The 16231-nt window shown below is 45.0% G+C and carries 8 protein-coding genes; 3 read left to right on the forward strand and 5 right to left on the reverse strand.

Annotated elements, in window-relative coordinates:
* Positions 1-95 precede the first annotated feature (95 nt).
* The 3 genes from DWW10_RS13155 to DWW10_RS13165 all read right to left on the reverse strand — a co-directional run bounded on the left by DWW10_RS13155 (position 96) and on the right by DWW10_RS13165 (position 5052).
* Complete coding sequence (locus tag DWW10_RS13155; RefSeq protein ID WP_022392832.1) at positions 96-2408, reverse strand: family 65 glycosyl hydrolase domain-containing protein; 2313 nt, start codon at positions 2406-2408, stop codon at positions 96-98.
* A gap of 228 nt (positions 2409-2636) precedes the next feature.
* Positions 2637-4013 carry an SLC45 family MFS transporter gene (locus DWW10_RS13160; RefSeq protein WP_022392831.1) on the reverse strand — a complete coding sequence of 459 codons (1377 nt, stop codon included), beginning with the start codon at positions 4011-4013 and terminating at the stop codon, positions 2637-2639.
* 31 nt (positions 4014-4044) lie between these two features.
* A complete protein-coding gene (locus DWW10_RS13165; protein WP_022392830.1) occupies positions 4045-5052 on the reverse strand; it encodes a LacI family DNA-binding transcriptional regulator in 1008 nt (335 codons plus the stop codon).
* A gap of 406 nt (positions 5053-5458) precedes the next feature.
* On the opposite strand from DWW10_RS13165, the gene DWW10_RS13170 reads away from it, so the two are divergent.
* Positions 5459-9472, forward strand: coding sequence for a hybrid sensor histidine kinase/response regulator transcription factor (locus tag DWW10_RS13170; RefSeq protein ID WP_022392829.1), 4014 nt, complete (start codon positions 5459-5461; stop codon positions 9470-9472).
* 15 nt (positions 9473-9487) lie between these two features.
* Here DWW10_RS13170 and DWW10_RS13175 read toward each other — a convergent pair whose 3' ends face one another.
* Entirely contained in the window at positions 9488-9970 is a 483-nt protein-coding gene (locus DWW10_RS13175) for a PepSY-like domain-containing protein (protein WP_022392828.1), read from the reverse strand.
* Between the two features lie 67 nt (positions 9971-10037).
* On the reverse strand, positions 10038-12152 hold the full coding sequence (locus tag DWW10_RS13180) for an ATP-binding protein (RefSeq protein WP_118422054.1): 2115 nt from the start codon (positions 12150-12152) through the stop codon (positions 10038-10040).
* Between the two features lie 256 nt (positions 12153-12408).
* On the opposite strand from DWW10_RS13180, the gene DWW10_RS13190 reads away from it, so the two are divergent.
* Entirely contained in the window at positions 12409-14976 is a 2568-nt protein-coding gene (locus tag DWW10_RS13190) for a glycoside hydrolase 5 family protein (protein WP_022392827.1), read from the forward strand.
* Between the two features lie 47 nt (positions 14977-15023).
* Entirely contained in the window at positions 15024-16208 is a 1185-nt protein-coding gene (locus DWW10_RS13195; protein ID WP_022392826.1) for a glycoside hydrolase family 53 protein, read from the forward strand.
* Positions 16209-16231 lie beyond the last annotated feature (23 nt).

Here is a 16231-nt window from a genome sequence, read left to right on the forward strand (position 1 = left end):
ATAGTTGTTCGTTTAGGTATAAAAAACATAAAACCGGAAAAACAGATAATTGTTCTCCCGGTTTATTTTGTTACGCGTTGTTAATGATAAGGCTTCTACTCCTCTATCCTGAGCAACAAATCGGTGCCCAATTTGAGCTTATAAACGTTTTTATATACTTGTATGTTCAGTTCTTCTCCGGCAATAAGTGAAATATTTATTTCTTTGCTTACATGCATATGAAGTGTACGTCCCTGATAATTTATCTGGAAGGAGTAACTGTTCCACTTCTCTGGAATGACTGGGAAGAAAGAGAGTATGCCCTCCAGAATCTGCATCCCGGCAAAGCCTCGTACAATGGCAAGCCAGCTGCCCGGCATACTGGTGATATGCAGTCCTTGGTGAGTTTCGTTGTTGTAATCATCCAGGTCGAGACGGGTGGCATGCAGAAAGAGTTGGTAAGCCTTTTCCACTTCTCCGATGCGGGCGGCAAGAATGGAGTGGATGTGCGGGGAAAGTGAAGATTCATGCACCGTCATTGTTTCATAGAAATCGAAGTTACGGCGGACAGTTTCCTTATCGAAATTGAAATAATACAGATATAGGCCCAACAATACATCGCTTTGTTTGATGTAGCATGAACGAAGAATACGATCCCACGACCAGTGCTGATTGATGGGGCGTTCTTCGGGTGGAATGGCATCGGCACTGTTCAGTTCCTTATCCAGGAAACCGTCATTTTGTACAAAGATCCCCAGTTCTTTATCTTCCGGCAGATACATACGGTTGATGATGTCGCGCCAGCATTCAGCCTCTTCTTGTTGGCGGAGGTTGGTGACACGGCGTACACGCGCATATTCGTCGGGGTATTCTCCGGCAATAATTTCAAGATAGTTAAGTGTCATCCGCAGGCACTGCACACACGAGTAATTGGTGTACCAGTTATTATCTACGTTGTTCTCGTACTCATCCGGTCCGGTGACACCCAGTATCACATATTTCTGTTTTGGTTTGGAGAAAGATACACGCTGGCTCCAGAAACGGGAGACGGCGATCATTACTTCCAGTCCGTATTTGGCTACATAATCTTTGCTACCCGTGATTGCAGCATGCTGTGCAATGGCATAGACGATGATATTATTGCGATGTATTTCTTCAAAGGTAATTTCCCATTCACTGTGGCATTCCTCACCGCTGTAAGTAACTTGCGGGAAGAGGGCGGCACCCTCTTTGAAACCCAGTTTGCGGGCATTCTCTATCGCTTTCGGTAGTTGGTTATAACGGTATATCAACAGGTTTTTTACAATCTCCCTCGGAGTAGAGAGTAGGAAGAACGGTACACAACAAAGTTCCGTATTCCAATATGTGTTTCCACCGTATTTTTCACCTGTGAAGCCTTTCGGGCCGATATTCAGGCGCGGATCATCACCGCGGTACGTTTGGCATAGTTGAAAGATGTTGTACCGGATACCCTGTTGTGCTTCCGGATCGCCTTCGATAACCACATCCATTTCTTTCCATATATTGGCCCAGGCTTGCTGATGATCGTTTTCCAGCTTATCCCAGCCGTCTATTTTAGTCTGACGGGCTTTGGTGACGGAATGTTCTATCAGTTCCTGACGTTCATCATAGAGCGACGAACTTATAACGGTATATTTGATGAGCATTACATTGTCTCCCGGTTTCACATCTGCCCCGATGCTGAACCCGGTTTGTTTCTCCTTTTCAATGCGTATCGGGTTCGAGGTGGCTTCTTTGCCGTTCTTGAAGAACTGATAGGTCATGGCATAGCACACTTGCGCATCTTCCCGCCGGGTTTGCGTCCATAGGTAAGCACAATCCTTTGTGACACCAGAACGGAGGATATTCCATATCTTCTCGTTCAGATCATCGTCCTTATTGACTATGACTGCATCCAGGGAGGGAATCAGTGATATTCTTCCCGTATAATTGATGGAGGTGACGCTGTATTTTATCAGACATAAATCGGGGTGAGCCATATTGTTGATATGCTCCACATGTACCCGTATTTGGTGTCCTTTGGGAGATGTGATTTCGAAGTCCCGGTAGGAGATACCCGCTTTCATATTGAGCCTGCGGCTGAAGCTGTTCACGTCCCATTGTGCCAGGTCCAGTTCTTCGTCGATGAGACGCAGGCTGACACGACTCCAGTCAGCTGCATTGGGAATACGGGTATAGAAATGAGGGAAACCGTTTTTCCACCAGCCTACACGCGTTTTATCAAGAAAAGTGATACCGGCAACGAATGAACCACGGTATGAGTCGCTTGAATAAGGTTCCTCGAAATTGCCCCGCTGGCCGAAGCGACCGTTCCCAAGGCTGAATATACTTTCTGACATTCGCAGGTTGTCGGCGTGAAAGTTATCTTCAATAATATTCCATTCATCGGTTTTAAGGTATCTTTTCATGGTGTGTATCTCAATGGTGATTATGGCGGTAAAGATAAACAAATAAACGGATAAACGGCAATGATGAGGAAAAAAAGAAGACAAGGAATGTCTAAAGAATAAGATGTGTTTGGTTCCTTTATAAGAATCGCCCCGATCTTTTTAAAGGAACGGGGCGATTATCGTAGAGAAGAGAGTTGTTCGTTATAGAGGGATAGACATCCCCTTTTAAGTATGTTTTCGCACGGATTATGCTTTTGCTTGTTCTCCTTTGGTCTCTTTGATTAAATATACACAAACGGCACCGATAATCAACATCACACCTGCCATGACAAGCATATTTATTTCAGGCGGTAACATACCTTTCGGGGTGAACAGAGCCAGAATACTACCACCCAGCGTAGCAGCTACAATCTGCGGAATACAGATCGTTCCGTTGAACAGTCCCAGATAGGTACCCATGTGTCCGCCGCTCAGAGCATTGGTCAGGATGGTGAAAGGCAATGCCAACATAGCTGCCCATGCGCAACCGATAAGCAAGAAGGAGATGAACAATACATATTGATTGTGAACGAAATACGTGGAGATGAAACCTATACCACCCAAAACAAGACTGAGTGAGTAGATCTGTTTGCGATTCTTGAACAGCGGGATACATACAGCCCAGAGTACAGAACCAATGGCCTGTACGGCAAACAATACGCCTACCCAGTCGGCAGCATTCTGATATTGGATACTCTTAGTGTCCAGCACTATTTTGCTTGCACCGTTCACCACTGTTTCAACGGTAGGAGCATCGAATACATTGGCAGCTACACTACCATTGGTATAGGTCCACATGAACATGAAGGCAAACCAGCAGAAGAACTGAACCAAACCTACCGTCCAGAAAGCTTTCGGTGCTTTCACCAGCAGTTTCACCATATTGATCTTTTCCTTTTTTTCCTCTTCGGTGATGCCATGGTATTCTGCATATTCGGCAGGTGGCATTTCTTTCACCTTTACCGTGGTGTAGATGACACAAAGTATCAGAATGGCTGCTCCGATATAGAAGGAATAGATAACCGAGTCGGGAACTACACCTTGGGGAGCTATGTTGCTGATACCTATCCATGTAAAAATGAACGGGAACAGGAAACCTACCAAGCTACCGGCATTGCACAGGAAACTCTGGATAGAGTAGGCAAGACCTTTCTGCTTTTCGTTTACCATGTCGCCCACCATCATCTTGAATGGCTGCATCGCCATATTGATGGATGTATCCAGGAACATCAATGATACTAATCCGAATATCATTGCCGTGCTGACTGCCATACCGAAACTACCGGCATTCGGCAGCAGGCACATTACCAGTACGGCTACCAGTGAACCGACAAACAGGTAAGGAATACGTCGTCCGAAGCGTGTCCACGTTTTGTCGCTTGCAGCACCTACGATGGGCTGTACGATGATACCTGCCAATGGTGGCAATATCCAAAAATAACTTAAATTGTGCGGGTCTGCACCCAATGTCGCGAAAATACGGCTGATGTTCGCACTCTGCAAAGCATATGCGATCTGTACGCCAAAGAAGCCGAAGCTGATATTCCACAGCTTCCAAAAGCTCAAATCAGGTTTTACTTTCATTCTTAATTTTATGTATTAGATATTTATTCAGTTATTTCGTTGTTCCCCTCACTACAAGATTCGTCCTCACAATCTTGTTGTTACTCTTATCATCGCCCCCTCCCAGCTTGCCTGTCAGAATGCTGAAAGCACTTTTTCCGACTTCTTCTCCGTGCTGTTCCACGGTGGTCAGTTTGGGATCTGTGCTTTGGGCAATGGCGCCGTCGGTAAACCCGCAGATCGATACTTCGTCGGGAACTTTCTTTCCAACCAGTTTGCAGGCATACAGAATGCCCGAAGCTGTTTCGTCATTGATGGCAAAGAAACCATCGGGATGGTCGGGACCTTCCAGTATGTCAGGGGTGATGGATATGGCGCGTTCTCGTGTATCACACAGCATAATCATGCTGTCGTCTACGGGAATCTTGTATTTCTTCATGGCATCCAGATAGCCATTCCGGCGATTCTTGGTGATTTCCAGATGCGGGGCTGCTCCATAAAACAGGATACGTTTGCAACCTGTCTGTATCATATACTCCACGGCGGCAAAAGAACCGGCATAGTCGTCCACTACCACCCGTTCCGTTTTCAATCCGGTACAGATGCGGTCGTAGAACACAATGGGGATATTATTATTCAGCAGGTCCTGATAATGGTCGTATTGGGAAGTATCCTTTGCCAGAGAGGCAATCACACCACAGACGCGGGCGGCAAGGAATGAATGTACTATCTTCACTTCCTGCTCGTAAGATTCGTTGCTCTGGGCTACCAGAATATTGTATCCCGCTTCGGCGGCAGCCTTTTCAATGCCACTCAGCACGCACGAGAAAAAGTGATGTACCAGTTGCGGTACAATTACACCGATTGTATTCGAACGGCTGGCTCGAAGATTTACTGCAAGTACGTTAGGCTTATAATTATGCTCGCGGGCGTAAGCATGTATAAGGTTGCGGGTTTCCTGGCTGATATCCGGGTTGTCCTTCAACGCTCTTGACACGGTAGAGGGCGAGACGTTCAACGCCCGTGCTATGTCCTTGATGGTAATCTGCGGTTTATTCATGGTATTCTCTAAGTATTCCTTTATCCAAAGGTAGTGCAAACCAAAAACAATACAAAATAAGCTTGCTTGTTTTTTATTGCTGAGGTGCAGCTTATCTTATTGAACTGACCTATCCGATTGCAAAAATAGTTGAATACATGAAATATCGCTTCTTCATTGACAGTTATCGGGTTAGAGATTTATGCAAACGTTTGCATGTATCCTAAGAGTTGGTAAGTATGAGGCAGAAAGTATTGGGCTAGGTGTTACATGGAAGGAGTGAAAAGTTTCAGAGCATAACAAACGATTAGAGTAGGTTACTTTAGAGGATTCCCTCATAAGATTTAGGCAATTTTTCAGAAAGGTGCAGGGCGTTTGTTACAGATTAGTTTTATCTTTGTCCCCGACCTTTAACAAACCGAAGTGTATGCGCAGACCTGTTTTTCTTCTTCTACTTATACTTTTGCAGATAACGCTTCCCCTCAAGCTGTCCGGACAGAAATCGGATTATCGCTTGTTCGATAATATCGGTCTGGGGACGGAAGCTTCTGTAATCAATTGCTTTCTGCAAGATACACAGGGACTGATATGGATCGGTTCCAATAAAGGGTTGTTCAGTTATGACGGTTATTCCACGCAGCCACATTTCACTTTCGCCAAGCGTAGCAATACACAGATTTATTGCGGTACGGTGGTAGACAGTACCTATCTTTATCTGGGTGCCGACAATGGTTTGCTGATTTACAACTATCGTACAGATACCTATGAAGAACCGGAAACGCAACTTCCGACCGATATCCGGACATTGCTTGTACACGACGGTCTGCTGTGGTTGGGAACATTGAACGGCCTCTATACCTATTCGCTGAACGACCACCAACTCTCTGCCGTTACCGAAGGTATTCCACACCAGACCATCTATTCACTGATTCGCTCTTCGGACGGGCTCCTTTATATCGGCACCTATAATGGCTTCTGTCGTTATATCCCCGCTACCCGGCATTTTGAAGCAATAGACCTTCCTCGCAGTGGCAACCGGAGCAACCAGTTTATCAATTCCCTACTGGAAGATACGGCACGTGGCTGCATATGGATCGGTACGGAAGGGTGTCTTTTCAGATATACGCCTGCTGACGGGCGTACTCAGAGGATTGATGCTTTCTATGATAATTCCGTCAAGTCGTTGGCACTGGATGGCAGTGGGCAGTTGCTGGTGGGCACGGACAATGGTTTGTATGTATATCAGGAAGGAGAACCTTTGCTGCACGTGGTCCACGACTCCCGAAATCTGCAATCACTCTCCAATAATATCATCTGGACCATCTTTGCCGATCGGGAACATAACATCTGGCTGGGCACGGATTACGGAATTTCCATGTCACGGAATAATAATGCGTTGCGTTATATCCCTATTTCACAAATCACCGGAACAGGAGAGGGGAACCAGTTCTATTCCATGCTTCGCGATACACACGGAACCTACTGGTTTGGCGGAACCAACGGACTAATTCGTTTCACCCAGCCCCTGGGTGAAGAGCAAGATGTTGCCTGGTATAAAATGGGTGATCAGAAATATCCCTTGTCGCACAACCGGGTACGCCATCTTTATGAAGACCGGGAACGGCAACTCTGGCTGGCTACCGATGGCAGCATCAGCCGTTTTGATCCGAAGAACCGCCAGTTCGTCCATTATAGCATTGTGGACAGCACCCGCCGCTACAATGCCAACTGGGCGTATCATTTGTTTGAAGACCGGGAAGGGAAACTTTGGATAGCCACTTGCCTCGGTGGAATTTTTGTGGTAGACAAACAGAACCTTATGCGTTCTTCCGGTGGTCCCTATATGGCAGAGAAGACGTATTCCATCCACAATGGTCTTTCGGGCATGTTCATCAACCAGCTAATCCCTGACCGTGAGGGAAATGTATGGGCATTGCTGTACAACAGTTCCAACAGCATCGAGAAGATAAATCCTCGCACAGGCGAGATAACCCATATCGCCCCGGACGAGCTGACAGGCGAAAGAACCCCCAACTTCATCCTCTCTGCCCAAGACGGTCATATCTGGATAGGCTTTCCCGGTGGTGTGATGCGTGTACAGCCTGATAACGATAGTATCCGCATGCTTCCTTTCGATGAGTACAATCACTATGCAATACTTTCCATGGCTGAGGCTGACGGAAAAATCTGGATATCTACCACCGATGGTGTCTGGGTGGCAGATCAGCAGACGCTGGAAATCCGCCGGCTGAATATCACCGATAAACGTTTCACCAGCATGTTATTCGACCGGATAAGCGGAGAGTTTTATTTGGGTACGGCAGATGGTTTTGCCATATCTTCACCGGAAGCTCTGCTGGCGGAACACATCGAAAAGCCTCTTATCCTGACTGCCATTTACATCAACAACCAACAGTATCAGCCCAATGCCTCACAAACTGATGTTTCACATTCCGATACCAGACGCTCCGGTACTTTCTCATTGCCCGGACAAAGTATCCGTTACTCGCAACGGATAGAACTGGCTTATGACCAGAATAACCTTGCCTTTGAACTTTCCGACCTGCCTTATTCTCTTGAAGAGAAAAGCAAATTAGTCTATCGTCTGGAAGGCGTGGATCGTGAGTGGAACTTGTTGAAAGCGAATACGAACCGTATTACTTACAATAACCTGAGTTATGGAGACTATCGTCTGCTGGTGAGTAAGTTGGACATTTATGGAAAACCATCGGACCGGGCTTATACACTGGAGGTTCATATCATTCCGCCCTGGTACTATACTCCGTGGGCAAAGGTATTCTATGCCTTGCTCTGCTTGGTACTGGTGATCTGGACCATCAACTTCTTTCGTGTAAAGAATCGCTTGAAGCTGGAACGTATGGAGAAGGAGAAGATTCTGGAACAATCACAGGCGAAGATAGAGTTTTTCACCAATCTTTCCCACGACTTGAAAACTCCGTTGAGCATGATTATCGCTCCTATCAGTAAACTGCTGCCCGGTATCAAGGACCAGCAGGAAAAGAAACAACTGGAGCAGGTGCATCGCAATGCCATGAAGCTGAATTCACTTATTCATCAGGGACTGGACTTCAACCGGGTGGATAGTGGCAACAATACGTTGCTGATATTTTCTCAAATCGAACTAGTATCTTTTGCGCGTGGTTTATTTGCCATGTATGCAGAGGAGAAGACGAAAGAGAAGAAGCTAACTTTCCATTTCTATACCGACCGTGAAAAGATATACATACAGATGGATGCCATAAAGCTGGAATCTATCTTGGATAATCTTTTGTCTAATGCTGTGAAGTATACTCCGGAGGAGGGTGAGGTAACGCTTCGTTTACAGGCTTCTGATAAAAAGGTGAATATCTCTGTATCAGATACAGGTATCGGTGTTTCCCACCAGGATCAACCGTATGTCTTCCAGCGTTTCTTTCAGTCTCCCAAGACGGCAGGCAAAAAGGAGGGAACGGGTATCGGACTATATTTGGTAAAGACTTATACTGAACTGCATGGCGGTAATGTTCACCTTTCTTCAGAAGAGAATAAAGGTACTACCATTACGCTGATCCTTCCGCTGATTGCTATGGAACAGCCTGTCGTAGAAATTTCTCCGGAAACTGTTTCTTCTGATATCGAACCTGTTGCTGCCGGAGTTGAAGCTGTGGTTCCAGATACAAATATGCCTGCTCCGGATGCCCCATTGCTTCTGATTGTGGATGATACTCCGGAGGTTTCAGAGTTTATCTATCAGATACTGCATACCAAATATCGTTGCCGTTTAGCGGATAATGGTAAGATAGGTATGGAACTCACTATGGAATTAATGCCCGATCTGATTATAGCTGATGTCATGATGCCCGTGATGGATGGACTTGAAATGGTGCGTCATATTAAGAAGAATATTCCCACATCCACTATTCCCATTATCTTGCTGACAGCGAAAAGTAATAAGGAAACAGAGCTTGAAAGTATCCAGTTGCATATAGATGCCTTCATTCCTAAGCCTTTTGAACCGGATATTTTACTTTCGCGTGTGGAGCAGTTATTACATAGCCGGGAGACGCATGAGGCGAAAGCCCGCATGGAAGTTCTTTCTACCCCGAAAGAGATAGAGGCGGTTTCTTATGATGAGAAGTTCCTGGCAAGTGTAATTAATCTGATTGAAGAACACATCTCAGACTCCGAACTGAATGTGAATGCCCTTTGCGAATGGACCGGAATCAATAACAAGCAGATGTATCGCAAGATAAAGCAACTGACGGGCATGACACCTGTGGAATACATTAAGTCCATCCGCATGAAAAAGGCGGCTATGCTACTGAAACAGCAGAAGTTTACTGTGGCCGAAGTGATGTATATGGTTGGTTTCTCCAATCATTCCTATTTCTCTAAATGCTTCCAGGCTGAGTTTGGAGTGACCCCGAAGCAGTATGTTTGAGGAAGTAGTTCTCTATTATAAGAAGACTTCTGCGCCAAGCAAGTTGTTGAAATAGGTTGCATTGCGTTCATCCTCCAATCCGCCGTCGAGGGTGAATAGTAGCTGGTATCTGGTCTGTGTATTTGCCATTCCCACAACTACGGAAACCACCGCTTCTCGTTTGGGGAACTGAACTAAGGTGACTCCCTGCACCATTCCATCGGAATATTCGCTTGCTGCAAAAGCATTGTACACGGCATTGGGCACTTCATCCATTGTTCCCCAATCAATCTGTCTCATTTCCCATTGTGCTTCGGAGTTGAACCAGACCTTTGTGTCGAACCCATTCTGTATAAAGTCCGCTACATAATAAGTCTCATCCCGTGACCAGGCAACATCCTTGGCGGCGGGATACATTTTTTTCAGTGCTGTCTGTACATTGACAGGTGCATAATCGGCCAGGGCCGGAACTGATGTCAGAAGCATCAGGAGCAGGAAAGAATACGTCAACTTTTTCATTGTCCTTTCGTTAGATTGTTATCGTTCCGAAGAGAACAATGGGTGGTGAGTTTTGTTTAGCAGAGCTTTATTTATCAGGCACACTGTCGAGCGGAAGTATAAACAAGAAACGTGCTCCTCCGGTGTAATTCTTATCCAGTTTCACTTCCCCTTTCAGGCGTCCGGCAATGATGGAACAGATATTCAATCCGAGTCCTGTGCCCTGTTTGAATTCATCCAGCTTGCTGAACCGGTCGAAAACGCAATCTGCCTGGTCTGCCGGAATTCCCGGACCGGTATCTGCAACGGAAAATGTAATCTTTCCCGGATTTTCCGTAAGAGAGCAATGAAGATGAATCTCACCCCGTTCCGTGTGTTTCTCCGCATTGGTCAGGAAATTGATAAGTACCTGTTGCAAGCGTTCTTTATCCGTTACAAACAAGAAATCATTTGGCACATCGGAAGTGAAATAAGATTTCACTTCTTTTGGGTTACGGTGCACAACAGAAACCATTGCTACCTGGCATAATTCATTGCAACGGTGGGGTGCCAAATGCATTCTGTATTTACCACTTTCCAGACTGGCGAGGTCGAGGACATCATTGATCAGTGTAGTCAGCAACTCGGAATTCTGCTGGATAAGCATACTGAACTCTTCCTTTTCTTCGTCGTCAACTTCCATGTCCGGAGTAGATAATACCTGCGAGAATCCGACTATGGCATTGAGCGGTGTACGAATTTCGTGACTCATGTTCTGTATAAAGAAGCTTTTCATTCGGTCCGATTCCTCAGCATGATCGCGTGCAACGGTGAGTTCTTCATTTTTCTCCTGTAGGATAGCCATTGTTTTACGGCGTCTGTACAGGTAGAATATCAGGAAGCAGGTGAAAAGAAACAAGAATGAGAGCACAAGACTGAGGGTTACGATGTAATGTTGGGAGGCGCTTTGTTGCTCTTTTAAAATGGCTTTTTGCTTTTCCGCTTCTACATTGAGGCGTGCCAGATCCAGGTTCCGGTTTTCCAGTACTAACTTGCTATTCTCGATATTCATCATTTCCAGTTCAGACTGCGATTTCGTCCGATCCAGTTCCAGCTGGGTATTCTTCAGGTTGAGTGCTGTATTCTGATATTCCAGGGCTTTGGCGTCCAATTTTATGCGTTCAGTACCTATACGTGCATTTAGTTCGGCAATGTCTGATGATTGTACCTGGCGGTTGACAGAATCCTGATAATTATGGAGCCAGTCATTATAGAAATAAGCTTTTTCATAGTTTCCAGATTTCAGATATATTTCATGGTGCATCTGGTAGACTGATAATAGATTGCGTAGGGAATCCGCTTCAGTGTGTGCCTGATCGTAATTTTTATTCAGAATGAGTTTATAGATATGCAAGCGTTGTACTGCTGTTTTGCGGATAACGCCATATTGTTCTATTACTCGCGTGCATTCATCATAGCAGGCATTAAAGTCATTGATACGCTTTATGGAATACAATGCTTCGCATTTGTTTAGCAGGGCGGCTACACGGCTTTCATTGGTTTTAGCAGCTTTAGTTGCTTTTTCCGCATATTCTAAAGCCACTTCACCTTCTCCTTTATCCCGATAATATTCAGAAAGGTTTATATACATATATGTCGGATCCTGATCGGGTAGATTCTTCAGCATATATTCCAATGCATTTTTGTAGTACTCTGTGGCTACCTCCCTGTTTTGACGCATGTAGTAGATATTCCCTAAAGTGTAGATACACGAAAAGATCCCATATTCGTGCTGATCTTTGAAAGCCTGTATTTTCATTTCTTCAGCTTTTTGCAGGGCTCGCAATGAATGTCCGTTATTTAACAGGCAGTTTATTTCATTGGTACAGGCGGAATAATAATATTGGAGATAGTTATTCTTTCTTGCTTCTTCTTTTGCTCGGGTTGCTGCCTGTTCAAGTTTCTCATAATTATTGGTACTCAAATAAAAACTAACAGGGATTGTTAGTGCCAGGCATTGTGCTTTCTTATCTTTCTTTTGCGTGGCTTCCGCATAAAGCGTATCAGCAATAAGCAATCCTTGGGGTTGAGTACGCCATTTGATGGCACGTTGGAAGATGGGATATAATGAGTCGTCTATTTTATAGGGATTATTTTGTGCCTCTGCAGAAATACAGAGTCCTGTAAGGAGTAGCAAAATTAGTATGTTGGTGTGTCTTCTCATTTTATCTCTTGTATAAAGGATGCGTCAAAGATACTTCTTTATGCTTAATAATTACAAGAATCTGGAGAAAAAATACCAGTTAATCCGATTTGTCGTTTATGGCTGTTATTATATTCTAACTCAGAAATTATCTATGGATGTCGCTGATAATCAGTGTATGTCCTTTTTGTGTCGTTTTATGTCCGATATCTGCTTTGACGGATAATCGCCCTCCATTACTTTTGCCGTCAAGAAAAACCAACTTGAATTTGATGACATGCAGAGACACATTCTTATCTTGATTACTTGTTTGCTGGCAGTAGTTGCTCCGGCACAGAACAAAGTACAAAAAAGCGTTCCTACTATCTATGTAGATGCCGGCGGCGTCATGCGTTGGTCGGATACGAAGAAAGAAGCTTCTTTCTTTGGTGTGAACTACACTTTACCCTTTGCGCATGCCTACCGGGCGATGGGCTATCTGGGAGTGGATCGTAAAGCAGCTATCGATCGTGATGTCTATCACATGGCACGCTTGGGACTGAATGCTTACCGTATTCACATCTGGGACGTAGAGATTTCTGATGCAGAAGGTAACTTGCTGGAAAATGAGCACCTGGAACTATTGGACTACCTTATTCATAAATTACAGGAACGTGGTATCCGTACCGTTATCACGGCACAGACAAATTTTGGCAACGGTTATCCGGAACGTAATCAGCCCACCGATGGCTTCTCATCCCATTATGATAAATGTGCTGTTCATAGTGATGTAGAAGCTATTGCTGCACAGGAAAAGTATATTGCTGCTCTTGTACGCCATGTGAATCCTTATACAGGTTATGCTTACAAAGACGATCCTTATATCGTAGGCTTTGAAATAAACAATGAGCCTTGCCATCCCGGCACTGTTGCTGAGACGCGTAGTTACATAAATAAGATGCTGTCCGCCCTGAAACGTGCAGGCAACCGCAAACCGGTGTTCTACAATGTCAGTCATAACCAGCATGTGGTAGAGGCTTACTATTCTACAGCCATACAAGGTACTACCTATCAATGGTATCCTATTGGTCTTGTATCCGGATATACCCGCAAGGGGAATTTCCTGCCTTCCGTAGACCGTTACGATATTCCTTTCTCCAATCTGAAAGGTTTCAATAAGAAGGCTCGTATGGTTTATGAATTTGATCCCGCTGATATTCTTTATTCTTATATGTATCCGGCCACTGTACGCACTTTCCGCACAGCCGGTTTCCAGTGGATTACTCAGTTTGCCTATGATCCTATTGACATGGCAGCCTACAATACCGAATACCAGACTCATTACCTGAATGTAGCATACACCCCGAATAAAGCTGTCGGATTGATGATTGCCGCAGAAGTGGCACAGAAAGTGGGCAGGGGAGAGAGTTTTGGCAGTTATCCGGCAGATACATTATTCAATGACTTCCGTGTCAGCTACGTGCAGGATTTAAGCGAACTGAATGACGGAGAGAAATTCTACTATTCCAATACGACTCAAACCCGTCCGAAAGATATTTCTCAGCTTCGCGCAATAGCCGGTTGTGGCAAATCTCCGGTGGTGAATTATGAAGGTACGGGCGTGTATTGGCTGGATCGTTTGGAAGAGGGTGTTTGGCGCTTGGAAGTAATGCCCGATGCGGTACAGGTTAGTGATCCGTTTACAAGGCCTTCTTTGGATAAAGAAGTAATGCGCATTGTCTCCGGTGCATGGGCTATGACTCTGAATTTACCTGATTTAGGTAAGCAATTCCGGGTGAACGGTTTGAATAATGGAAATACATTCAGTACACAAGCTGCGAATGGTAAGATTTCTACCCTTCGTCCGGGTGTCTATCTGTTACAGCGTGAAGGTATATCTGCTTCCGGTAAATGGACTGCTGATGCCCATTGGCAGAATATTACTCTTGGTGAATATGTACGTCCATCCATTTCTGATAATAAAGGTTTTACTGTTACTCATTCTCCTGCCAAGGCAGTAGATGCCGGTAAAGATTTACAGATAGAGGCTATTGTGGCAGGCCATGAAATGCCCGATTCCGTTATTATCTACACAGATAAGATATCTTTCTGGAATGAAAAGAATCCTTGTCTGAAAATGAATCATGCAGGCGGTTACACTTATCGTGCTACCGTACCTGCTACAGAGATAAAAGAGGGTTGTTTTAGGTATAACATCGTCGTTTGTCAAGGCGATAAGCGACAAACGTTTCCTTCGGGAGTAGCCAGGAGTCCACTGGATTGGGACTATACTTCGGCTACCCTGTGGGAAACCAACGTAGTTGCTCCTGAAAAATCACTGCCTCTGCTGGAAATAGTGGATGCTGATAGTAAGTTGGAAACATATACTATGCCCGAATGGAGCCGTACGAATCGCCAGTTAATACAAAATGCACCGACAGAGAAGCCGACCTTGCGCATCACTTTCGAGTCTAAAGATAAGGCGTCTGTCTTCGTTCTTCGTCGTTACATTAAAGATGATATCGATGGACGCCCTGATCGACTCGCTTCCTGCCGCACTTTGTGTATCCATGCAAAGAAGTTCCCCGAAGGGCTAAAAGCCGGCTTCATTACTTCTGACGGATATACCTACCTTGCTTCGTGTGCCGCTGCGACTGATGGTATCATTCGTATATCCTTGCAGGATTTGAAGCAAACAAATACAGCTTTACTTCCCCACGTCTATCCGGTCTTCCTTGATAATTATTTCCGTCCGCAGACTGAAATACCTTTCAAGGTAGAAGGGATTGAAACTCTCGAACTCTCTTTTGATGGAGTTGCTGAAAAGGCTACGGAAATAGAGATAGGGAGTATCTGGCTTGAATGATTATGCTTTTATTTATTATATTTGTATCATTGATAACTATATTTGCCATGAAACACATGAAATTTTTGTCTTTCTTTTTGGGTATTACTTTTTCTATAGTAGCGTGTAGCAGTAATAACGAAATAATTCCTGTGCCCGATGTCGATCCCGATGGTGACGATGGAACTACAGAGGTGGAATTTGCCAAAGGTGCCGACATAGGATGGGTCACCGAATACGAATCCAAAGGCTACAACTTCTATAATGCCAAAGGTGAGCAGCGTGAGTGTACGGCTCTGATGAAGGAACTAGGACTTAATGCCATCCGTATTCGCGTATGGGTAGACCCGAGCAAACATGGCAATTGGTGTAACACTGCCGATGTGGTGGAGAAGGCCAAAAGAGCCAAAGAGTTGGGAATGGATGTAATGATAGACTTTCATTACAGTGATTGGTGGGCCGACCCCGCCCAGCAAAACAAACCCGCGTCGTGGGTAGGAAAAAATCTGGCAAACTTGAAAAGTGCCATTAAAGACCATACAGTGAGTGTACTTCAGGCCTTGAAGACGATAGGGGTTATTCCTAAATGGGTGCAAGTGGGGAATGAAATTCGCCCGGGTATGTTGTGGGATGAAGACGTGGCTTTGAGCGGCGCATCTTATAATGTGACGGAGAAGGATTTGAAAGATGCACCGGCAAGTGCGACCGACAAAGTGGTATATCCCATGAATTGGGCTAATCTTGGTGCTTTCGTCACTACCGGATACGATGCTGTGAAGTCAGTTTTTCCCGATGCTATTGTGATTGTTCACTTGGACAATGGATGGGACAGCGGCTTGTTCACCTGGTTCTTCGATGAATTAAAGAAGAATGGCGGCAAGTGGGACATGATAGGTATGTCGCTTTACCCTTATTGGTCGCGTGATTCCAAAGAAGGCTATTCATCTGCCGATGCCGTCATTACGGACTGTATCAGCAACATCAAGGCTTTGAGCACCAAGTACAATTGTGATGTAATGGTGGTAGAAACCGGTATGGAGTGTGCCGATGACAATGGTAAGTTGGCAAGTACCTCTGTTTTGAACGAGGGAAAGAGGCAGCTTGCCCGTATCTTGAAGGAGTGCAAGGAACATACCAACGGTCGTTGTAAAGGAGTGTTCTATTGGGAACCGGAGTGCAGGCCGAGTCAATATAGATTGGGAGCATTTACAGAAGAGGGTCGTCCTACTGTTATAATGGATGCTTTTAAATAACATTAATTAAATACTTTGATTGA

The organism is Bacteroides intestinalis (assembly GCF_003464595.1).
GTDB lineage: Bacteria > Bacteroidota > Bacteroidia > Bacteroidales > Bacteroidaceae > Bacteroides > Bacteroides intestinalis_A.

What these genes read in the sequence shown, in the direction of transcription:
- DWW10_RS13155 (WP_022392832.1), bottom strand. Translation starts at nt 2,408, where the DNA reads ATGAAAAGATACCTTAAAACCGATGAATGGAATATTATTGAAGATAAC.
- DWW10_RS13190 (WP_022392827.1), top strand. Translation starts at nt 12,409, where the DNA reads ATGCAGAGACACATTCTTATCTTGATTACTTGTTTGCTGGCAGTAGTT.
- DWW10_RS13195 (WP_022392826.1), top strand. Translation starts at nt 15,024, where the DNA reads ATGAAACACATGAAATTTTTGTCTTTCTTTTTGGGTATTACTTTTTCT.
- DWW10_RS13180 (WP_118422054.1), bottom strand. Translation starts at nt 12,152, where the DNA reads ATGAGAAGACACACCAACATACTAATTTTGCTACTCCTTACAGGACTC.
- DWW10_RS13160 (WP_022392831.1), bottom strand. Translation starts at nt 4,013, where the DNA reads ATGAAAGTAAAACCTGATTTGAGCTTTTGGAAGCTGTGGAATATCAGC.
- DWW10_RS13165 (WP_022392830.1), bottom strand. Translation starts at nt 5,052, where the DNA reads ATGAATAAACCGCAGATTACCATCAAGGACATAGCACGGGCGTTGAAC.
- DWW10_RS13170 (WP_022392829.1), top strand. Translation starts at nt 5,459, where the DNA reads ATGCGCAGACCTGTTTTTCTTCTTCTACTTATACTTTTGCAGATAACG.
- DWW10_RS13175 (WP_022392828.1), bottom strand. Translation starts at nt 9,970, where the DNA reads ATGAAAAAGTTGACGTATTCTTTCCTGCTCCTGATGCTTCTGACATCA.